Source organism: Streptomyces sp. TRM70350 (genome assembly GCF_019219825.1).
Taxonomy (GTDB): domain Bacteria; phylum Actinomycetota; class Actinomycetes; order Streptomycetales; family Streptomycetaceae; genus Streptomyces.
In genome coordinates this window covers 1-20,459 of the sequence record NZ_JAHUXH010000052.1, presented here as the reverse complement: position 1 = coordinate 20,459, position 20,459 = coordinate 1, and the positions used below count along the sequence as shown (strand labels likewise).

The window sequence follows — 20,459 nt, the reverse complement described above, 5'->3', positions numbered from 1 at the left end:
GTACCTTGTGCACGATGTAGTTGCGGGTTTCATGTTTCCGGGGGAGGCCACCCTTGACCGACGGTTCCGCTGCCGACACCCGTCCGACGAAGGTCATGTACGTCGCCGAGGCCACCTCGCACGGCGGCCGGGACGGCTATGTCACCAGCCAGGACGGGCAGATCGAGCTGAAGGTGGCGATGCCGCCGGAACTGGGCGGTGACGGCAACGGCACCAACCCCGAGCAGCTGTTCGCGGCCGGTTACAGCACCTGCTTCCACAACGCCCTGATCCTGGTCGGCAACCGGTCCGGCTTCGACCTGACCGGCTCCACGGTCGCCGCGAAGGTAGGCATCGGCCCCAACAAGCAGCGCGGCTACGGACTCGCGGTCGCCCTGAGCGTCTCCCTGCCGGTCCTCGACGCGGACATCGCGGCGAAGCTGGTGGAGGAGGCCCACGAGGTGTGCCCGTACTCCAACGCCACCCGCGGCAACATCGACGTCACGATCCTGCTGGGTTAGGAATCGCAGGCTGTTCGTGTGCGTTGCACCCACTGTCGTGGGTGAGTGAAGTGAACGGAGTACGGACGTGGACGTGAACGGCACCGTGGCCGAGGGCTTCGAGCCGGTCAGGGAAGCGTTCCTACGGAACTTCGAGGTGCTCGGCGAGCGGGGCGCCGCCGTGACCGTCTACCGGGACGGGCACAGGGTCGTCGACCTGTGGGGCGGCACGAAGGACGTCGACGGTACGGCGCCCTGGGAGCACGGCACCGCGCAGATCGTGCGCTCGGCGACGAAGGGCGTCGCCGCCGCCGTACTGCTGCTGCTGCGTCAGCGGGGCGAGCTGGACCTGGACGCGCCGGTCGGTGAGCTGTGGCCGGAGTACAAGGCGGCGGGCAAGGAGCGGACCCTCGTGGGGCATCTGCTCGCGCACCGGGCCGGAGTGCCGGTGCTGGACCGGCCGCTGACCGTGGCCGAGGCCGCCGACCCGGATCTCGGCGCCGCGGCGGTGGCCGCGCAGGCGCCGGTGTGGGAACCGGGGAGCGCGCACGGGTATCACGCGCAGACGTACAGCTGGCTGGTCGGTGAGGTGGTCCGGCGGGTCAGCGGGCGTTCGGTCGGGCAGTGGATCGCCGACGAGATCGCCGGGCCGGTCGGGGCGGAGCTGTGGCTCGGGCTGCCGGAGAATGAGACGGCGCGCGTGGGGCGGGTCGGCAAGGTCGAGGCCCCGGATGCGGCGAACGGGCTGAGGACGCGGCCGAAACGGGCGGTGGCCGACGCGTACGCCGACCCGGACTCCCTCACCCGCCGCGCCTTCGCCGCGATATCCCCGACGCCCGACGAGAACGACCCCGTCTACCGGGCCGCCGCCCTGCCCGCCTCCAACGGCATCGCGACGGCGGACGGACTCGCCCGCTTCTACGCCTCGCTGATCGGCGAAGTGGACGACGGGGTACGGCTGTTCACGCCGGAGACGGTGGAACTGGCGCGCGCGGAGCAGTCGGCGGGGCCGGACCGGGTACTCGTCGTCGGCACGCGCTTCGGGCTCGGCTACATGCTGCACGGCAGCGCGTCCCCGCTGCTCTCTTCCACGTCCTTCGGCCACCCCGGGCGCGGCGGCGCCCTCGGCTTCGCCGACCCCGAGTCGGGCATCGCCTTCGGCTATGTCACCAACGGCTTCCACAAGAGCGTGACGGCGGACCCACGGGCGCAGGCGCTGGTGCGGGCGCTGCGGGGGGCGCTGGACGCCTGAACGGGCCTACCGGGGGTCGGCCAGGGCTCGGGGGTATCAGGGGGCGCCGCTGTCGTACCAGCGGTCGACGATCACCAGGCGAACACGCGCCCGGCACTGCGCGGGGTGCGGGATGCGGGACACCGCAGCGGGCCTACCGGGCGTCGGCCAAGGCCCGGCGGTACCACGGGGCGCATTCCTCGAACGCCTCCGCGAAAGGCGCTCCTGGGCCCGTGCTCAGCAGGGACCACAGGGCGCGGCTGTCGTACCAGCGGTCGACGGTCACCAGGGCGAGTGGGCGGCGGGCGCCGGGACCGTACGTGTCGAGGCGGTGCAGGGCCTCGTCGAGGGTGATCTCGCCGCTGGGCAGGGGCAGGTCCAGGGCCTGGCAGATGGTCGTCACGAGTTCCCGCAGGGTCACCGGCTCGGGGTGCGCGGCGTGCAGCATGCGGCCCGCGGGCGGCGCCGGGTCGTGGGGCGCGAGGGCCAGTTCGGTCAGGGCGCGGGCGAGGACGGGCGCCGAGATCAGGGAGAGGCGGGCGCCCGCGCCGTCCACCCAGTGGGGCACGCGGCGCAGCAGCTGGACGAGGCCGGGCACGACCCAGGTGTCGCCCTCGCCGTAGACGAGGTACGGGCGTACGACGGTGCCGCCGGCGGCCAGGACCAGCCGTTCGCCGGCGAGGCGGGTCTCGCTGGTCGGGGAGACCGGCCGCTCGGCGATGCGGCCCTCGCGCTCGCCGCGGTGCGGTCCGTCGCCGTAGACGGCGGCGGTGCCGAGCTGCACGATCCGGCGTACGCCCGCCCGGGCCGCCTCGGCGAGCAGGGCGCGGGTGCCCTCTTCATTGACGGTCCGGCACTCCTCGGGGGTGCCGCCGATGCGGGCGGCGAGGTGGAGGACGGTGGTGACGCCGTCGCAGACGCCGCGCAGCGAGGCGGGGTCGGCGAGGTCGCCGTGCACGGTCTGAAGGCCGCCGCCGGTGGCGTCGGGGCCGGGGCGGTGGTGGGTGAGCAGGCGGAGGGCGGGGCCGTGCGGGGCGGCGGACGCGGTCCGCAGGAGGGGGACGACATGCGAGCCGATGAAACCGGTGCCGCCGGTGACCAGTATGCGTTCGGGGCTCAAGTGCGGCCTTCCGCCGGGGTCAGAGATCAGGGGGGTGATCAGACGTGTCGTGGCGTCACTTTTCTACACCGACGGCCCGAGCGGCAAGGGGCCTTGGGGTCGGCCGGGGCCGCAGGAGCGAGGGAGCGCAGGGGCGAGGGGTGCAGGGGCGAGGGAGCGCAGGGGACGCAGGGCGAGGGCCGCAGGGGGCGGGGTTCCCGCCGCCCCCGTCGGTGGCTCGGTGGCGCCGGTTGCAGCGTGGCCAGGTGGCGCGCCGGTGGCCCGGGGGACGAGGCCGTCGCCGCCTCCCGGCGGCGCTCCGACCGGTCCGCGTGCGTGAGGTGGCCGGGTGGCCCACGTGGCTTCGGTGGCCGGCGGGCCTGGTGCGCCCCATTGGCCCTGATGGCCTCGGCGGCGCGCCGGCCCGCGTGGCCCCGTGGCCCAGGTGGCGCGCCGGTGGCCCCTCGCCCCGGTGGCGCGCCGGTGGCTGGGTGGCCCAGGTGGCCCTTGCACCCGGTGGCGCGCCGGTGGCTCCCGTGGCCCAGGTGGCCCGTGGCGTCGGTGGCGCCGGTGGGCCGTGGCCCCGGTGGTGCCTACGCCGAGGCCGTCGCTGCCTCCCGGGGGCGCTCCGACCGGTCCGCGTGCGTGAGTAGGTCGTCGAGTGTGGCGGCGAGTTCGCTGACCGACTGCTCGCGCAGGAGGTGGTGGGTGGGGACCGGGATCCGCAGGGCGTTCTCCAGCTTGCGCTGGAAGGCCAGGGCGGCGAGGGAGTCGATGCCCTGGGCGTAGAGCGGGCGGTTGCGGTGGATGCGGTGGGCGGGCGGGACGTCGAGGTACGTCTCCAGGGTGCGGCAGACGAACGCCTCGATGGCCCGCAGCCGGGCGTCGCCGGAGGCGGTGCGCAGGGCGTCGAGGTCCAGGGTGGCGGCCGGGGTTCCTGACACGGTGTCGTCCTTTCGCGGTGCGGGGGCGTCGGTCGGGCGCTGGGCGCGCGGCCGGGGCTGGGAGCTGCGCAGGGCGGTGGGTGGGGGGCCCGGGCGCGGTCCCGCGCCGTCGGACCACACCAGGTGGAAGCGCCAGCGGCTGATCCGCCAGCCGTCCGGGGTGCGTACGGCCTCACCCTCGCTGTAGCCGCCGATGTCGAAGCGGCCACCGGGGTCGGGGCCGTCGTCGTGGTGGACGTGGGAGGCGAAGACGTGGACGCGGAAGCGGGCGGTGTCGCCGTCCAGTGTGATGCCGTGGTTGGAGGCCAGGTGGTGGGTGCGGGCGAAGCGTGACTTCCGGTCGAAGTGGAAGGCGGCGGCCGTGTCCAGGCCGTGCACCGTGCCGACCGGGAACTCCAGTCGGCAGTCGTCGGTGAAGACCGTACGCGGCCAGCTGTCGTCGTACCCGTGGGCGTCCTGGGCGTCGAGCAGGGTGACGTACCGGTCGACGAGTTCGCTGATCTCGACCCGGTCGGCCAGCTCGCGCAACCGCTCCCGCAGGGCGTCGAGTTCGGCTCGCGGGAGGGTGATGGAGTCGCTCTGTTCTAGGTGCGGGGAGGTCATGGGGAAGAAGCTCCGTTTCCTACTGATCGGATCGGTGGCTCGGCAGCGCCCTGCAGGGGCGCGGGGCTGCATCGATATGCGGCTCCGCCGCGTGGGCGCGACCAGCCACGACGGCGCCGCGGGCGATCGACGGCGCCGCGCGGCACCTCCGGCGGAGCGCCTACGCCGCCCGGCTGCCCGAGACCCGCCAGCCCCGTGGATCGCGGTGGGCCCGGAGGCGTTCCGGGCGGCGCCAGGTCGCCGTGGGGGTGGGGGCCTGGTCCTGCAGGCCGGGGCCGATTGCCGCGAGGGCGGCGGCGCGGGAGAGCAGCACGCTGGTCAGGGCCGCGAGTTCGGCCGGGGTCGCGGTGCCCTTGACGACCTTGATGACCAGCGCGTCCTGCGCGTTCACTGCGGTGGGTTGCCGTGCTTGCGGCACGGCAGGTCGGCCTGCTTGCTGCGCAGCATGGACAGGGCGCGGACGAGGGCCAGGCGGGTGTCCCGGGGGTCGATCACGTCGTCGATCAGGCCGCGTTCGGCGGCGTAGTAGGGGTGCATCAGCTCCGCCTGGTACTCCTTGATCTTCTGGGCGCGGGTGGCGTCCGGGTCGTCGGAGGCGGCGATCTCCCGGCGGAAGATGACGTTCGCCGCGCCCTCCGCGCCCATCACCGCGATCTCGTTGGACGGCCAGGCCAGCGCCAGGTCGGTGCCGATGGAACGCGAGTCCATCACGATGTACGCGCCGCCGTAGGCCTTGCGCAGCACCAGCGAGATGCGCGGCACCGTGGCGTTGCAGTAGGCGTACAGCAGCTTGGCGCCGCGCCGGATGATCCCGTTGTGCTCCTGGTCGACGCCCGGCAGGAAGCCCGGTACGTCGATCAGGGTGACGATCGGGATGTTGAAGGCGTCGCAGAACTGCACGAACCGCGCCGCCTTTTCACTGGCGTCGATGTCGAGCACCCCGGCGAAGGAGGCCGGCTGGTTGGCGACGATGCCGACGACCTCGCCGTCCAGCCGGGACAGCGCGCACACCACGTTGGTCGCCCAGCCCGGGTGGACCTCGAAGTAATCGCCGTCGTCGACGATTTCTTCGATGACGGCCCGGACGTCGTACACCCGGCTCGGGTCCTCGGGCACGACGTCCAGCAGCCGGTCGGTGCGCCGGTCGGCCGGGTCGGTGCTCGGCACCCTGGGCGGCAGGTCGCGGTTGTTGGACGGCAGCAGGGACAGCAGGTACCGCACGTCCTCCATGCACGCGCGCACGTCGTCGTACGCGAAGTGGGCGACGCCGGAGGTGGTCGCGTGCACGTCGGCGCCGCCGAGGTCGTTCTGGGAGATCTCCTCGCCGGTGACCGCCTTGACCACGTCGGGTCCGGTGATGAACATCTGGGCGATGTCGCGGACCATGAAGACGAAGTCGGTCAGGGCGGGGCTGTAGGCGGCGCCGCCCGCGCACGGGCCGAGCATCACGCTGATCTGCGGGATGACGCCGGACGCGCGCGTGTTGCGCTGGAAGATGCCGCCGTAGCCGGCGAGCGCGCTGACGCCCTCCTGGATCCGGGCGCCCGCGCCGTCGTTCAGGGACACCAGCGGTGCCCCGGCCGCCATGGCCATGTCCATGATCTTGTGGATCTTCTGGGCGTGGGCCTCGCCGAGGGCGCCGCCGAAGATGCGGAAGTCATGCGCGTAGACGAAGACCGTACGGCCGTGGACCGTGCCCCAGCCGGTGATCACACCGTCGGTGTAGGGACGTTTCTTCTCCAGTCCGAAGCCGGTCGCCCGGTGTCGGCGCAACATCTCGACCTCGGTGAACGACCCCTCGTCGAGCAGGAGTTCGATCCGTTCATGGGCGGTGAGCTTGCCCTTGGCGTGCTGCCGCTCGGTGGCCAGCGGATCGCCGTGCCGGGCGGCCTGCTTGATCAGGCTCAGTTCCTCCAGCCGTTCCGCGGCGCTCCACTGACCGCGGTGCTCACGGTCGTGCAGGCTCGGCCGGTCGGCGGCCGGTGTTCCGGGGGCTGACTGCTTGCTGTCCGGCTTCTGGCCGGACTTCTGGCCGGTCTTCTGGCCGGTCTTCTGGCCGGTCTTCTGGCCGGTCTTCTGGTCGGTCGTCATGTGGTGCCTCTCACGCTCCCCAGTCAGGTTCATGCGTGCTCATGCCGTCGGCGTCCAGGTCCACCGTCCCGCCGGCGTACAGCGCGGTCGGGGGCACCCAGCGCACGGTGACCTGCTCCGGGGCCCCGCCCAGCACCGCGACGGCGGCGTTGTGGCGAGGCCCGGACGGCAGGTCCAGCAGCGTCCACCCGGGCGGGCGGCGGCGCCGGTCGGCCCCCAGGTAGTCCTGGGCCGGATCCCGGGACAGGCCGGTGCCGAGCGCCTTGAGGTAGGCCTCCTTGCGGGTCCACATCCGCCCGAACAGCTCACGCCGCTCCTCGGCGGCGAGACCCGCCAGCTCCGCCTGCTCCCCCGGGTGCAGCGCCGGGGCGCACACCTCGACGGTCTCGTCCCTGGGCAGCCGCTCCACGTCGGCGCCGATCACGGTGGCGGCGACGGCGACGACGGCCATGCCGTGGCTGTGCGCCAGGGAGAAGTGCAGCGGCGGGTCGGGATGGGCGACGGCGGGCCGCCCGTGCGGCTTGCCGCACCCGGGGCAGGGCTCCCGCACGAACGGCACCTCGCGCGGCGCCAGCCCCAGGTAGGCGCCGAGCAGTCGGCGCAGCGCGACATGCGCGGACGCGTACGTGATGCCGTCGGTGGGGCGGACGAAGGAGGCGGTACGCCGGCGTTCCGCGTCGTCCAGCTCGGACAGGTCCAGCAGCTCGGCCGCCGTCTCCAGCCGGGGCCGGCGCACCAGCCACACGTCGAGCTGCCCGGGGGCCGGCCGCCGCGTCGTCGCGGTCTCGGGTCCCTCGCGGACCACCAGCTCGGGGATCACGTCGTGCCCGGCCCGTCGTGCGAGACCGGGTGGACGCCCTGTCCGCCGCGCTTGTGCGGGCTGTCCCCGGGGCCGAGTTGCCCGGACAGGCACTCGATGAGTTCGGCGGCGCTGTTGGCGCGCAGCAGCATGTTGAGGTTGACGTCGAGGTGGAGGGCCGCCTCCATGCGGCGCTGGAGTTCGAGGCCGTTGATGGATCCGATGCCGAGGCTGTTCATCGGGCGGCCCTCGGTGTCGATGGTGTGCGGCGGCACCCGCAGCACCCGGGCGAGCTCGGCCCGTACGTACTCGTCGATCAGCCGGACCCGCTCGGTCTCGCCGCAGGCGGCCAGGTGGGCCGGGTCCGGGGGGTGCACCTCGACGACGAAGTCCTGCTCGAACTCGTAGTCGATGTCGTCGAGATCATCAAGGTCGTCGAAGACCCAGGTCTTCGTGGTCTGGTCCATGGCGTGCCCCGTTGGGAGTGGATGGGTGGACGGAAGGGCGGGACGGCTCAGGGGCGCCGGAGTCCGGTGAGGCCGACGAGCAGTCCGAGACCGCCGAGTGCGGCCACGAGCACCAGCGCGGGCCGGCAGGCCTCGACGGCCTCGGCCTCGGTGGCGCCGGGCACCGCGGTGGCGGCGAGCAGCGCTGCGACGGCCGCGACGGCGATCGCCGCGGCGAGTTGTACGGCCGTCTGGTACAGGCCGCTGCCCGCGCCCCGGTCGGCGGGGCTCAGCCGTGCGGTCGCCCGCATGTTCAGCGCGGCGAAGGACAGCACGAAGGCGGCCCCGACCAGCAGCAGCGTCGGCAGCAGCCGGGCGGGGTAGTCGAGCGGCCAGGACGGGCCGAGTTGGAGCAGGTACCCGGCGAAAGCGCAGGCGGCGCCGCCCGCGATCAGCCGGGGTGCGCCGAAGCGGGCGACCAGGCGCCCGGAGGCGAGCGCGGTGATCGCGGGCGGGGCGGCGGCCGGTACGAGGGCCAGCGCGGCCGTCAGCGGCGACCAGCCGGCGACGGTCTGCATCTGGTACGTCAGCACGAACAGCAGCCCCAGATAGGAGCCGTTGAGGCAGGCCGCGCCGAGCGCCGACCGGATCAGCGCCGCGTTGCGCAGGGGTTTGACGAGGGGTTCGGGCGTGGTGCGTTCGACGACCGCGAAGGCCACGAGCAGCAGCACGGCCGCGGCGAGCGGCCCGGCGGCCCGGGGGGCGGTCCAGCCGTGCGCGGATACGGCGCCGATGCCGTACACCAGGGCGAGGAGCGCCGCCGTGAAGGTGACGGCGCCGGTGATGTCGTACCGGCGTGGGGTGGTGCTCGCTTCCCGCGCCTCCTCGCCCGGGATCAGCTTGAGGCCGAGGGCGAAGAGGAGCAGCACGACCGGGGCCGGGAACGCGAAGGACAGCCGCCAGCTGAACTCGGTGAGCCAGCCGGACAGCAGCAGCCCGGCGGTGAAGCCGCCGGCGCCGAACAGGGCGTAGACGGACACCGCCCGGTCGCGGGGCGGGCCCTGCGGGAAGGCGGTGGCGATGATGGCGAGGCCGGTGGGGGCGGTCAGCGCCGCGCAGAAGCCCTTGACCAGACGGGTCGCGACGAGCAGCGCCGGCTCCTGGGCGAGCGCGCTCAGGGCGGAGGCGGCGGCGAAGGCGAGCAGCGCCGCCAGATAGACCCGGCGGCGCCCCAGCAGGCTCACCACCCGGGCGCCGAACAGCAGCAGGCCGCCGAAGCCGACGGCGAAGCCGGTCATCGCCCAGTGCGCGTCGGTCAGCGGCAGCCCGAGGTCCGTGCCGATCGAGGGCAGCGCCACGACCGCCACGGACACTTCGAGCGCGTCGATGAGCATGTTGCCGGCCAGCACGAGCAGGAGCCCCCACAGCCGCGGGCTCCACCGCCCGTCCCCGGTGCCGACCTCGGGCGCGGGGTGCGTCCTGGTCATGGCGTCACCCCAGGAGAGTTCCGCCGCTGGCGTCGACGAAGGAGCCGGTGACCCAGCGGGCATCGTCGGAGACGAGGAAGGCGACGACGTCGGCGACGTCCTGCGGTTCGCCGACCCGGTTGAAGGTGGACAGCGCCGCCATCGCCTCGACGGCCTCGGGGATGTCGAACAGCGGGTTGCCGTTGCGGGTGATGCCGGGGGCGACGCTGTTGACGGTGATGCCGCGCGGGCCGAGCGCCTTGGCGTAGTGCAGGGCGAGCTGCTCGATGGCGCCCTTGCTCATCGCGTACGCGATCTCGTCGGGGTTGGCGAACCGGGTCAGCCCCGAGGAGATGTTCACGATCCGCCCGCCGTCGGGCATGTTCGTCAGCGCGCGCTGGATGAGGAAGAACGGCGCCTTGGCGTTGACGGCGAAGATCCGGTCGAACATCTCCGGCGTGGTGTCCTCGGGCTTCACCCCGCCCATCACACCGGCGTTGTTGACCAGGATGTTCAGCTCGGTGGATCCGGTGCGCTCCTTCAGGCCCTCCTCCAGGGCGAGGAACAGCTCGTGCACGTCGCCGGGGGTGCCGAGTTCGGCCTTCACGGCGAAGGCCCGGCCGCCGTCCTTCTCGATCCCGGCGACGACCTCGGCGGCCGCGTCCTCGCTGGTGCCGTAGTGCACGGCGACCAGCGCGCCGTCGCGGGCGAGCCGCTCGGCGGTGGCCCGGCCCATGCCTCGGCTGGCGCCCGTGACGAGCGCCGTCCTGCCGGTCAGGTTGCCCATCTTCCTTCTCCTGACGTTGTGTTGTCGGTGGGGGTGAGCGGGGTGGGGTGCGTGCGCCACCGGTGGGGTGGGTGGCTCGGGAGCGTGCACGCCGGGCGTGAACCACCGGGCGAGCGCCGCCTGAAGACCGTCGGGCGTGTCGCCCGCCCAGGCGAGGTATCCGTCGGGTCGTACGAGGAGGGCGGCCACGTCGGGCAGTGCGCCGCCGTCGGCGGGGCGCGCGGTCACGGTGTCGACGGCGCCGGACCACGTCCGTGCCACCTCCGCGAACGCCTCCGACGCGTCGGTCAGCACGAGCAGCAGGCCGCGCGCGGCGCGGAGCAGGTCCAGGGTGGTGGTCGCGTGCCCGGCGGGCGAAGCGGCGGTTCCCGCCGGGCGGGCGACCTCCGCGAGGGGCGCGTCCGGCAGCCGGGATCCGACGAGCAGGGGCCCGTCGGCGGGCGTGCCGGTGGACCGGCGTTGCTCGTTCCCGGTCGCCCACGCCGGTGGGCGCGGCTCCTCCACCGGTGCGTACCGCACGTCCAGCCCGCTGATCATCCCCGCCAGATGCGCCCGCACCCGCTCGTACGACGTCAGCTCGCCGATCACCGAGCGCAGCGCCTCCACCTCCGGCCCGCCCAGCAGCAGCCGTGCCTGGGCGCGGATGTTGGACAGGACCCGGCGGCCGACCGCGTGCCGTTCCTCGTGGTAGGTGTCGAGGAGCCCGTCCGGGGCGCGCCCGCGCACGGTGGCCGCCAGTTTCCAGCCGAGGTTGACGGCGTCCTGGAGGCCGAGGTTGAGGGCCTGGCCGCCGATCGGCATCTGCTGGTGGGCGGCGTCACCGGCGAGCAGCACGCGACCGGTGCGGTAGCGCACGGCCTGCCGGGAGGCGTCGCCGAAGGAGTTGACCCACAGCGGGGTGCCGTGCGAGATGTCCTCGCCGGTGACCTCGCGCCACGCGGCGACGATGTCGGCGAAGTCCGCCTCACCGGCGCGCGGCGGGGTGCCGAACCGGTGGACCATCACGCGGGTGACGCCGTCCCCGCGCCGGGCGGCGATGGCGAGCCCCTTCGGCAGCCGTTCGAACCGCCGGTTGCGGATCTCGATGCCGTCGACGTCGGCGCGGATCAGCTCCCGTTCGGCGTCGTTGCCGGGGAAGTCGACGCCCGCGAGCCGCCGTACGGCCGACTGCTCGCCGTCGCAGCCGACGACGTACCGCGCGGTGAACGTCACCCGCCGCCCGGCGTGCCGGGCCGTCACCGTGACATGGTCCTGGTGCTGGGTCAGTCCGGTGACCTCGTGGCCGCGCAGGACGCGGGCGCCGAGGCGGGCCGCGCGGGCGCCGAGGAGTTCCTCGGTGCGCACCTGCGGCACCTTCCACTGCCCGGGGTAGGGGCTGGGCAGCGTGAGGTCGAGGGGCAGTCCGCCGAAGTGGCCGCGCGGTTCGTGCGGCGGCAGCGGGTCGCCGAAACCGCCGGGCCCGTCGAGCAGGCCGCGCTGCTTCAGCAGTTCCATGGTCCGCGCGTGCAGTGTGGACGCCCGCGACTCCGTCGTCGGGGCGTCGAGGCGTTCCAGTACGGTCACGTCGGCGCCGCCGAGCCGCAGTTCCCCGGCGAGCATCAGCCCGACGGGTCCGGCGCCGACCACGACGACGTCCGTAACGGCAGCGTCGGCGCCGGCCATGGTCAGCGCCTCGCTTCGGCGTACGCCTTGGCGTGGCCCAGGGTGGCGCGGCTGTTGGTGCTCAGCGCCGAGCGCACGTACTCCCGGGCCTCGGCGACGCCCGCCCCGGGACCGAGGATCTTCTCGATGTTCTCCGGGCGCAGCACGACGGTGTGCTGCGAGGAGGCGGTGCAGCCGGTGTCGGTGTCGGTGAACGTCCAGTAGCCGGTGTGCAGGTTCATCAGGGCCGGAAGCGTGGTCTGCTTGTAGGCGATCTTCCGGCCCTCCAGGCACACCCTGTACGACTTGGTGGTGTGCGTGGAGCCGTCCTTGGCGCGGGTGTCCATCTCCAGGGTCTGCAGGCCCGGAGTGTCCTCGGTGAGCCGGACGGTCGCCACGTGCGGCAGCCGCTCGGACCACAGACCGGCCTCGTTGACGAAGTCGTAGACGTCCTTGGCGGACCCCGCGACCTCGACGGTGTCCTCGAAGGAGAACGTCAGCTCCGCGGAGGCGGCGGCGAGTTCGACGTTGGTCTTCAGGGCCGCGAGTTCCGAGCGCGAGTTGCGGTCCACGGCCTCGTCGATCCACTTCAGGCTCGCGGGGTCGTCGTCGACGGCCGTGTAGTCGTGCAGCAGCCGCACGCGCGAGGTCGTCCCGTCCTGCGGCTCGATGATCCAGGTGCCGCCCATGGAGGCGACCGGCGGGGTGGAGACCTGCTGGCGGAAGGTGATCCGCAGGGCGTCCGGGTCCAGGACGCGGCGCGAGGTCCAGTTCTTGGGCTCGCCGTTGGCGGTCGCCCAGATCCGGATCAGCTCCTCGGTGCCGGAGCGCTCCAGGTGGTCGACGTAGATGGTCGGGGGGAAGATCCGCGGCCAGTTCGCCACGTCGGCGATCAGCCGGTAGACCTCGGCGGCCGGGGCCGAGATCGTGATCTCGTGCTCGACTTCCCGCAGCTCGGATGCGGACATGCGTGAACTCCTCGAAGGGTACGGGGGCGGGCGGATCGGGCGGATCAGAAGTTGCCGAGGCCGCCGCAGACGTTGAGGGCCTGTGCCGTGATGGAGGCGGCGGTGTCGGAGGCGAGGTAGCCGACCAGCCCGGCGACCTCCTCGGGGGTGGAGTAGCGGCCGAGCGGGATCTTCGCCGTGAACTTCTCCATGATGGCGTCCTCGGTGGTGTCGTACGCCGCCGCGTAACCGGCGCGCACCCGCTGCGCCATGGGCGTCTCGACGTAACCGGGGCAGACCGCGTTGACGGTGATGCCGGTGGGGGCGAGCTCGTTGCCGAGGGCCTTGGTGAAACCGACGACGCCGTGCTTGGAGGCGGAGTAGGGGGCGCCGAGGACCACGCCCTGCTTGCCGGCCGTGGAGGCGATGTTGATGATCCGGCCGCGGTTCTTGTGCCGCATGCCGCCGGTGGTGAGGACCGCGCGGGTGAGCCGGAAGACGCTGTTGAGGTTGGTCTCGACGACGTCGTACCAGAGCTCGTCGTCGATGTCGGCGGTGACGCCGCCGCCGGACCGGCCCGCGTTGTTGACCAGGACGTCGACGGTGCCGAAGCGGTCCACGGCGGCCTGGACGAAGTTCTCGATGGACAGCGCCGAGCGCACGTCGAGGGTGCTGCCGTCGACGTCGAGGCCCTCGGCGGTCAGCTCCTTGACGGTCCGGGCGACGTTGTCGGCGTCGCGGGAGCCGAGGTAGACGCGGTGGCCCTGCTGGGCCAGCAGCCGCGCCACCGCGAGGCCGATTCCACTGGTGGCCCCGGAGACGAGGGCGACCCGCTCGTGCTTGTCGGACATGTCTGCTGCTCCCTTGTCGGCATGTGTGCGTGTCTGGGGGTGCGCCGGTGCCCCGCTCGGGGGCGGGCACCGGCGCACGGTGGGGGTGGGTGAGGGGTGAGGGGTACCGCCTCAGGACCGCGGGCTCAGGCGGCCTGCGCCGACTCCGCCAGCTGGGCGTTGACGATCTCCAGCAGGGCGCGCGGCGTACGGGCCTCGGTGACCACGCCGTCGTCGAGCGAGATGCCGTAGTCACGCTCGATACGGCCGCAGGTCTCCAGGATGGCCAGCGACTCGTAGCTGAGCTCCTCGAAGTCGGTGTCGAGGATGTCGCCGTCCAGGTCGACGTTCTCGTCGGCCCCGGCGGACTCCAGGAGGATGCGCTTGAGGTCGTCGAGGGTGAAGGACTGGGTGGGCACGGGTAGGTCCTCTCGTCTGGGGACTTTCGTTGAACGTACGGACGCCCGCGGCCCGGCCCGGCGCGGGAGATACGAACGGACCGGACACGCGGGCGCGCTGGGGGGCGACGCCCTTGCGCACCAGCGCCAGGGCACGCCTGGGGGGGCTCCCCGACGGCTACGAGGCAGCCGCAGGGCGCACTCGGGGACATCGCCGGACGGCCCTGCGCGGCGACCGCGACGACCGTCACCGCAAGGCGCGCGCACGGAACCACCGGACGGCCCTGCACGGCCGTCACGACCGTCACCGCAGAGCACGCGGGGACACCACCGAACCGCCCTGCGCGACAGCCACAACAACGGCCACCGCAAGGCGCGCTCGCGGAAACCGCCGGACGGCCCTGCACGGCCGCCACGACCATCACCGCAAGGCGCGCTCGGGCACACCCGCAACCGCCCTGCGCGCCAGCCACAACAACCGTCACCGCACGGCGCGCTCGGGCACACGGCCGAGCCGCCCTGCGCGGCCACCGCGACGACCATCACCGCAAGGCGCGCTCACGGAACCACCGGACGGCCCTACGCGGGCAGCCATGACCACCATCGCCGCAGAGCGACCGCCCAACGCGGCAGCCGCAAGGCGCGCTCGGCGGCACCGCCGGACAGCCCCACGCAGTGGCCGTGACGACCGTCCCGCAAGGCGTGCTCGCGGAACCCCGCGACCGCCCTGCGCGCCAGCCACAACGTCCGTCGCCGCACGGCGTGCTCGGGGAAACCGCCGGACGGCGCTACGCGGCTGTGACCACCGTTGCCGCGTTGAAGCCCGCGTGGCCGCGGGCCAGGATCAGGGCGGTGCGGATCTCGGTGGGGCGGGCCTCGGCGGTGACGAGGTCCAGGTCGTAGGAGGCGTCGGGGTGCACGTTGGTGGTGGGTGGTACGACGCCGTCCCGGATGGCGAGCAGGGCGGTCGCCACGTCGAGCGGGGCGGCGCCGGAGTAGAGGCGGCCGGTCATCGTCTTGGGGGCGGTGACCATGACCCCGTGCGGCCCGAACACGTCGTTCAGCGCGTCCGCCTCGATCCGGTCCAGCTCGGGCACGGCCGCCCCGTCGGCGAAGACGACATCGACGTCGCCGGCGTCCACGCCCGCGTCGGCGAGGGCGAGTTCGACGGCCTTGCGCAGGCCGGGCGGGCGTCCGGTGCCGGGGGCGGGGTCGAAGGTGGCCCCGTAGCCCGCGATCTCGCCGTACACCCGGGCACCGCGCCGGGCGGCGGCCTCGGCGGACTCCAGGATCAGGATCGCGCCGCCCTCGCCGGGCACGTGTCCGGCGGCGGCCGTGTCGAAGGGCAGGTAGGCCCGGTCCGGCTCCTCCCCCTCGGACAGCCGCCCGCTCGCCAGTTGCGCGACCCAGCCCCAGGGGCAGATCGAGGCGTCGATCGACCCGGAGACGATCAGCTGGGTGCCCTTGCGGATCTGCCGCCGGGCGTGGGCCAGCGCGTCCAGACCGCCGGCCTGGTCGGAGACCAGCACCCCGCTCGGGCCCTTCATGCCGTTGCGGATGGAGATCTGGCCGCTGTTGACGGCGTAGAACCAGGCGAAGGACTGGTACGCCGACACGTACTGGCTGCCCTGGCTCCACAGCTTCTGCAGCTCGCCCTGGCCGAACTCGAAGCCGCCGGAGGAGCTGGCGGTGACCACGCCCATGTCGTACGCGGGCAGCTCGGCGGGCGCGACGCCCGCGTCGGCCAGCGCCCAGTCGGTGGCGACCAGCGCGAGGCGGGTCATGTGGTCGGTCTGCGCGAGCAGCCTGCTGGGCAGGTGGTCGGCGGCGTTGAAGCCGGGCACCTGCCCGGCCAGCTTGGCCGGGTAGCCGGTGGGCTCGAAGCGGGTGATGCGGCCGATGCCGCTCTTGCCCGAGCGGGTCGCCGCCCAGTAGTCGGTCGTACCGAGGCCGTTGGGGGCGGCTATGCCGAGCCCCGTGACGACGGTCCGCGTCGCGGCCGTGCTCATGCCGCGCTCCTCTCCGGTCGGGCGAGCACCATGGCGCTCTGGAAGCCACCGAAGCCGCTGCCCACGCTCAGCACCGCGTCGGTGCGGTGCTCACGGGCCGTCAGCGGCACGTAGTCCAGGTCGCACTCGGGGTCGGGGGTGTGCAGGTTCGCCGTCGGGGGCACCACGTTGTGCTCCATGGCGAGGACCGACGCGGCGATCTCGATCGAGCCGATCGCGCCGAGCGAGTGCCCGACCATCGACTTGATGGAGGACACCGGGGTCCGGTAGGCGTGCTCGCCCAGGCTCTTCTTGAACGCGGCCGTCTCGTGCCGGTCGTTCTGCTTGGTGCCCGAGCCGTGCGCGTTGACGTAGTCGATGTCCTCGGGGTTCAGCCGGGCCTCGTCCAGCGCCACCGTGATGGCCTCGGCCATCTCCACGCCGTCCGGGCGCAGGCCGGTCATGTGGAAGGCGTTGCAGCGCGAGGCGTAACCGGCGATCTCGGCGTAGATGTGCGCGCCCCGCCGCAGCGCTCCCTGGAGCTCCTCCAGGACGAACACCGCGGAACCCTCCCCGAGCACGAAGCCGTTGCGGGTCCCGTCGAAGGGGCGCGAGGCGTGCTCGGGGTCGTCGTTGCGCGGGGTGGTGGCCTTGATGGCGTCGAAGCAGGCCAGCGTGATCGGCGAGATCGGGGCGTCCGTCGCGCCCGCCACCACCGCGCAGGCCGAGCCCTCGCGGATCAGTTCGGCGGCGTGGCCGACGGAGTCCAGGCCCGAGGTGCAGCCGGTGGACACCACCGTCGCGGGGCCCTCGGCGCCCACCGCCCACGCCACCTCGGCGGCGAAGGAGCTGGGCACCAGGTAGTTGTACAGGTGCGGTACGGCGTAGGTGTGGTCCACCAGGTCCAGTCGGCCGCCGTCGCTGACGACGCGGTACTCCTGGTCGAGGCCCATGGTGGCGCCGACCGCGCTGCCGATGGTGACGCCGACCCGGTGCGGGTCCGCGCCGGTCAGGTCCAGGCCGCTGTCGGCGAGCGCCTCGCGGGCGGTGACGACGGCGAGCTGGGCCGCGCGGTCCATCCGGCGGATCTCCTGCGGGCTCAGCCCGTGCTCCTCCGGGTCGAAGTCGATCTCGGCGGCGACGCGGGAGCGGAAGGAGGACGGGTCGAAGAAGGTGATGCCCCGGGTGGCGGTACGTCCCTCGCTGAGCAGGTTCCAGAAGTTCTTGGTGCCGACACCACCGGGGGCCGTGACCCCGACCCCGGTGATGACCACTCGCCTGGCACTCACGCCCGGCCCTCCCAGTCGTAGAAGCGGGTCGCCACCGCGTCGGCGGGGGACCGCCAGGTCGCGGGGTCGTAGGCCTCGATGAACGGCTTGAGGTCCTCGCTGATCTGCACGAAGCGCGGGTCGGTCTTGGCCGCCTCGATCAGCTCGCCGCCGTTGTCGGTGTCGAAGTCCTGGAGGTGGAAGTACAGGCCGCGGTAGCTGAACAGCTGGCGGCGCCGGGTGCCCATCAGGTGCGGCATCTCGGTGGTGTCGAACTCCTTGAACAGCCGGGCCACCTCATGGCTGTGACCCGGGTCCATCCGGGCGACGATCAGGGTGCTGTGCATGGTCTCTCCCTCAGCGATGCGTGGGGTACGTGGGTCGGGGCAGGGGCGGAGGCGCTCAGCGCGCCGGGCCGAACCAGCGCTCCAGGGCCATCGGAAGGTCCGCGTGGCTGCCCGGGGCCGCCCAGGCCACGTAGCCGTCGGGGCGGACGAGGACGGCCGTGGTGCCGGCGAGGGGGCTGTCCTCGGGCAGGACGGGCTCGGCCGTGACGATGTCGATGCGGTCCTGCCAGTCCCAGGCGCGGTCGCGCAGCCGCTCGTTGTCCGTGAGGTCGAGCAGCACACCCCGGCCCGCGTGCAGCGCCCCGGTGCTGGAGGAGACCAGCCGGTGCCCGGTCAGCTTCACGTCGGGCAGGCGGCGGCCGAGCAGCGGGTGGGGGCCGCCGTCGAGGTCGTAGCGGATCTCCAGGCCGGACACCATCGCCGCGAAGTGGCGGCTGACCTCCGGGTACTGGATCAGCTCCGACAGCACGTCACGCAACGGCTGCACCTCGGGCCCGGACAGGAACAGCAGCCCCTGCGCCTGGGTGTTCATCAGCAGCCGCTTGCCGACCGGGTGCCGCTCGGCGTGGTAGGTGTCGAGCAGCGCCTCCGGGGCCCGGCCCCGCACGACCGCGCCCAGCTTCCAGCCGAGGTTGACGGAGTCCTGGATGCTGGTGTTCATGCCCTGGCCGCCGGCCGGCAGGTGGATGTGCGCGGCGTCGCCCGCGAGGAAGACCCGCCCCCGCCGGTACTCGGTGACCTGCCGGGTCGCGTCGCCGAACGACGACACCCACACCGGCTCGGCGTGGGAGATGTCGTCGCCGGTCAGCCGCTGCCAGGCCGCGGCCACCTCCTCCCACGTCGGCGGCTGCTCCCGGCGCTGCGGCGGGGTGCCCCGCTCGCACACGATCAGCCGGGTGATCCCGCCGGGCAGCGGACCGACCATCACCATGCCGCCGGGCAGGGTCTCACCGATCATCCGGGGCTCCAGCTGGATGCCCTTGACGTCGGCGAGGAACATCTCCAGCGTGGCCGCCGTGCCGGGGAAGTCGAAGCCGGCGGCCTTGCGGATGGTGGACCGGCCGCCGTCGCAGCCGACCAGGTACTCGGCGCGCAGCCGGTGGACACCGTCGGGTCCGCGCGCCTCGACCTCGACGCTGTCCTCCTTCTCCTTGACGGACAGCACCTCGTGCCGTCGCCGGATGTCCGCGCCGAGCTGTGTGGCCCACTCCTCCAGGACGGTTTCGGTGACCGACTGCGGAATGGTCTTGGCGGCCTGGTGGGCCCCGTCGAGCACACCGAAGTCGACCGGCAGGCCACCGAAGTGGCCCACGTTGCTGACCTCGATGTCGCCGAACCGGGGCAGCAGCCCGCGCTGGTCGAAGATCTCCATGGTGCGGGCGGTGAAGCCGAGGCCGCGCGACTCCCCGGTCCGCGCGGCCAGCTTCTCCAGCACGATGACGTCGACGCCCGCGAGCCGCAGCTCACCGGCGAGCATCATCCCGGCCGGTCCGGCGCCCACGACGATGACTTGTGCGTCCATGACACTCCTCGGGACAACCCGCCCTCCGGGCGGGGAAGGAACGGGTCAGAAAAAGCTCGGGAACGATCAGGAACCGGCAGGGCACGCTTCAGCCGTAGAAACGGCCGACCCCCTCGTTCGCCACCTGCGCCGCGACCGCATGCCGAGGACCGGGCACGATCACCTCGCGCCGCACCCCCACCCCGGCAAACTCCAGCCCGCGCAAAACCTCAGGCAGCCAGGCCGCGGGCCGCGCGGTGGCCAAAAACCGGCCGGGCACGGTTCAGCCGTAGAAACGGCCGATCCCCTCGTTCGCCACCTGCGCGGCGGCCGCGTGCCGCGGATCGGGCGCGATCGCCTCATGCCGCACCGCCACCTCGGCAAGCTTGATCGTGTGCTCGTCACCGATCTCGGCGGCCCGCGCGAACACCTCGGCCACGCCCGGGGCCTCGGGCAGCGGGGCCGTGGGCCGTGGGGTGGCGTGGAACCAGTCGAGCATCCGGCGGCTGACGGCACGGGCGACCCGGTACGACGGCAGGCGCTGGTCCTGGGGCAGATGCTCGACGACCAGCCGTACCGCCGCCGGCCCCGTGACCGCGTGGATCAGCGGGATCGGGTGCCGCTGGGCGACGGTGGCGTAGATCCCGGCGTACTCGGCGACCAGGTCGTCCAGCGCCCGGACGACCGGCTCGCGCCCGTCGTCCCCCTCGGGCAGGACCAGGCCCGGCTCCTCGTCCGCGGTCACCCCGCCGGTGGAGTGCCGCGCGGCCCAGTAGCCCAGTCCCTGGGACAGCTCGGCCAGTTGGAGCTCGTTCTCCTCGCCCGCGGCGGCGACGGCGCGCACCGCGTGCGCCGTCCGGATCACCCCGTGCGTCAGCATCCCCGACATGCCGGGCAGCAGCCGGGGCCACCAGCGGGCCAGCACCTCGGTCCACGGCGCCTCGGCCAGCTCCCGCTCGAACAGGGCGGTCCAGTCGGCGACCCGGGAGAAGTTCCCGAGCGCGCCACGCCAGTCCGCCGCGTCGGCCGGGTCGATGTCCCACCGGCGTTCGGGGACGTCGTGGTACTCCCGGTTGCGCAGGTTGTGGTCGACCCAGCCGGGCACCTCGTCGGCGTACCCCATGTGCGCCAGCGCCTCGGCGGCCATCGGCGCGTGGTTGACGAAGGACCCGCCGTGCTCGAAGCCGACTCCGCGCAGTCGCTGGAGTGCCTCGCTCACGGCGTCGGTGTAGGTGAGTGCTGCCACGTGGATCAGTCCTTGATGTCGCAGACGGCGGCACCGGCGGACAGGGCCTGACCCGCCGTGGCGGCCAGCCCCGTGACGGTGCCGGACTTGTGCGCGGTGAGCGGCTGCTCCATCTTCATCGCTTCCAGTACGACGACCAGCTCGCCCTGCTCGACCCGCTGCCCCTCCGCCACGGCGACCTTGACGACGGTCCCCTGCATGGGAGAGGTGAGCGTGTCGCCGGAGACCCCGCCGCCCGCGCCGCCGCCCGCGCTCCGGCGCCGCGGCCTGGGAGCGGCGGCCGCCCCGACGAGGCTCAGCTCCGGCACCCGCCCGAGCGACGCGGGCAGCGTCACCTCCAGCCGCTGA

Annotated in this window: 19 protein-coding genes and 1 pseudogene; 2 read left to right on the top strand and 18 right to left on the bottom strand. The window is 73.3% G+C overall.

What is annotated here, in order from left to right:
* The first annotated feature begins 53 nt into the window (after positions 1-53).
* Complete coding sequence (locus KWI83_RS36505; protein ID WP_305733717.1) at positions 54-500, top strand: organic hydroperoxide resistance protein; 447 nt, start codon at positions 54-56, stop codon at positions 498-500.
* 67 nt (positions 501-567) lie between these two features.
* The gene (locus KWI83_RS36500) at positions 568-1,731 is read left to right on the top strand and encodes a serine hydrolase domain-containing protein (protein ID WP_218518668.1); all 1,164 of its coding nucleotides are present in this window, start codon (positions 568-570) and stop codon (positions 1,729-1,731) included.
* 133 nt (positions 1,732-1,864) lie between these two features.
* On the opposite strand, the gene KWI83_RS36495 is transcribed toward KWI83_RS36500, so the two are convergent.
* The 18 genes and pseudogenes from KWI83_RS36495 to KWI83_RS36410 form a co-directional block, all read right to left on the bottom strand.
* Entirely contained in the window at positions 1,865-2,830 is a 966-nt protein-coding gene (locus KWI83_RS36495) for an NAD(P)-dependent oxidoreductase (RefSeq protein WP_256363324.1), read from the bottom strand.
* A gap of 572 nt (positions 2,831-3,402) precedes the next feature.
* Positions 3,403-4,356: a nuclear transport factor 2 family protein gene (locus KWI83_RS36490; RefSeq protein ID WP_218518667.1), complete on the bottom strand. Its 954-nt coding sequence runs from the start codon at positions 4,354-4,356 to the stop codon at positions 3,403-3,405.
* A 160-nt stretch (positions 4,357-4,516) separates the two neighbouring features.
* Positions 4,517-4,747 (bottom strand): acyl-CoA carboxylase subunit epsilon, encoded by a 231-nt coding sequence (locus KWI83_RS36485; protein WP_308122376.1) that lies wholly within the window; start codon positions 4,745-4,747, stop codon positions 4,517-4,519.
* Positions 4,744-6,447 carry an acyl-CoA carboxylase subunit beta gene (locus tag KWI83_RS36480; protein WP_218518666.1) on the bottom strand — a complete coding sequence of 568 codons (1,704 nt, stop codon included), beginning with the start codon at positions 6,445-6,447 and terminating at the stop codon, positions 4,744-4,746. Before KWI83_RS36480 ends, KWI83_RS36485 begins: the two co-directional genes overlap by 4 nt.
* Positions 6,448-6,457: 10 nt before the next feature.
* Entirely contained in the window at positions 6,458-7,267 is an 810-nt protein-coding gene (locus KWI83_RS36475; protein ID WP_308122375.1) for a 4'-phosphopantetheinyl transferase superfamily protein, read from the bottom strand.
* Positions 7,264-7,713 carry an acyl carrier protein gene (locus KWI83_RS36470; protein WP_218518665.1) on the bottom strand — a complete coding sequence of 150 codons (450 nt, stop codon included), beginning with the start codon at positions 7,711-7,713 and terminating at the stop codon, positions 7,264-7,266. The genes KWI83_RS36475 and KWI83_RS36470 overlap by 4 nt, the downstream gene beginning before the upstream one ends.
* A 47-nt stretch (positions 7,714-7,760) precedes the next feature.
* Positions 7,761-9,179, bottom strand: a complete 1,419-nt coding sequence (locus tag KWI83_RS36465) for an MFS transporter (protein ID WP_218518664.1) — start codon at positions 9,177-9,179, stop codon at positions 7,761-7,763.
* A gap of 4 nt (positions 9,180-9,183) precedes the next feature.
* Positions 9,184-11,622, bottom strand: a pseudogene (locus KWI83_RS36460) (SDR family oxidoreductase); the annotation flags it as partial.
* Positions 11,610-12,554 (bottom strand): aromatase/cyclase, encoded by a 945-nt coding sequence (locus tag KWI83_RS36455; RefSeq protein WP_218518662.1) that lies wholly within the window; start codon positions 12,552-12,554, stop codon positions 11,610-11,612. The pseudogene KWI83_RS36460 and the gene KWI83_RS36455, both read right to left, overlap by 13 nt.
* 44 nt (positions 12,555-12,598) lie before the next feature.
* Positions 12,599-13,384, bottom strand: a complete 786-nt coding sequence (gene fabG, locus KWI83_RS36450; protein WP_218518661.1) for a 3-oxoacyl-ACP reductase FabG — start codon at positions 13,382-13,384, stop codon at positions 12,599-12,601.
* A gap of 125 nt (positions 13,385-13,509) precedes the next feature.
* On the bottom strand, positions 13,510-13,782 hold the full coding sequence (locus KWI83_RS36445) for an acyl carrier protein (protein ID WP_218518660.1): 273 nt from the start codon (positions 13,780-13,782) through the stop codon (positions 13,510-13,512).
* 767 nt (positions 13,783-14,549) lie between these two features.
* A complete protein-coding gene (locus KWI83_RS36440; RefSeq protein ID WP_218518659.1) occupies positions 14,550-15,770 on the bottom strand; it encodes a ketosynthase chain-length factor in 1,221 nt (406 codons plus the stop codon).
* On the bottom strand, positions 15,767-17,038 hold the full coding sequence (locus KWI83_RS36435; RefSeq protein ID WP_218518658.1) for a beta-ketoacyl synthase: 1,272 nt from the start codon (positions 17,036-17,038) through the stop codon (positions 15,767-15,769). Before KWI83_RS36435 ends, KWI83_RS36440 begins: the two co-directional genes overlap by 4 nt.
* The gene (locus tag KWI83_RS36430; RefSeq protein ID WP_218518657.1) at positions 17,035-17,364 is read right to left on the bottom strand and encodes a TcmI family type II polyketide cyclase; all 330 of its coding nucleotides are present in this window, start codon (positions 17,362-17,364) and stop codon (positions 17,035-17,037) included. The genes KWI83_RS36435 and KWI83_RS36430 overlap by 4 nt, the downstream gene beginning before the upstream one ends.
* Before the next feature lie 55 nt (positions 17,365-17,419).
* Positions 17,420-18,886, bottom strand: a complete 1,467-nt coding sequence (locus KWI83_RS36425; protein WP_218518656.1) for an FAD-dependent monooxygenase — start codon at positions 18,884-18,886, stop codon at positions 17,420-17,422.
* Between the two features lie 88 nt (positions 18,887-18,974).
* Positions 18,975-19,145, bottom strand: a complete 171-nt coding sequence (locus KWI83_RS36420) for a hypothetical protein (protein WP_218518655.1) — start codon at positions 19,143-19,145, stop codon at positions 18,975-18,977.
* 3 nt (positions 19,146-19,148) lie between these two features.
* Positions 19,149-20,111, bottom strand: a complete 963-nt coding sequence (locus KWI83_RS36415) for a questin oxidase family protein (protein WP_218518654.1) — start codon at positions 20,109-20,111, stop codon at positions 19,149-19,151.
* A 5-nt stretch (positions 20,112-20,116) separates the two neighbouring features.
* On the bottom strand, positions 20,117-20,459 hold a 343-nt coding region (locus KWI83_RS36410; RefSeq protein ID WP_218518653.1), incomplete at its 5' end, for a biotin/lipoyl-containing protein.

Bases quoted from the DNA above. Each gene is read 5' to 3' on its own strand.
- KWI83_RS36490 (WP_218518667.1), bottom strand. From the start codon at position 4,356: ATGACCTCCCCGCACCTAGAACAGAGCGACTCCATCACCCTCCCGCGA.
- KWI83_RS36480 (WP_218518666.1), bottom strand. From the start codon at position 6,447: ATGACGACCGACCAGAAGACCGGCCAGAAGACCGGCCAGAAGACCGGC.
- KWI83_RS36470 (WP_218518665.1), bottom strand. From the start codon at position 7,713: ATGGACCAGACCACGAAGACCTGGGTCTTCGACGACCTTGATGATCTC.
- KWI83_RS36465 (WP_218518664.1), bottom strand. From the start codon at position 9,179: ATGACCAGGACGCACCCCGCGCCCGAGGTCGGCACCGGGGACGGGCGG.
- KWI83_RS36455 (WP_218518662.1), bottom strand. From the start codon at position 12,554: ATGTCCGCATCCGAGCTGCGGGAAGTCGAGCACGAGATCACGATCTCG.
- fabG (WP_218518661.1), bottom strand. From the start codon at position 13,384: ATGTCCGACAAGCACGAGCGGGTCGCCCTCGTCTCCGGGGCCACCAGT.
- KWI83_RS36440 (WP_218518659.1), bottom strand. From the start codon at position 15,770: ATGAGCACGGCCGCGACGCGGACCGTCGTCACGGGGCTCGGCATAGCC.
- KWI83_RS36430 (WP_218518657.1), bottom strand. From the start codon at position 17,364: ATGCACAGCACCCTGATCGTCGCCCGGATGGACCCGGGTCACAGCCAT.
- KWI83_RS36425 (WP_218518656.1), bottom strand. From the start codon at position 18,886: ATGGACGCACAAGTCATCGTCGTGGGCGCCGGACCGGCCGGGATGATG.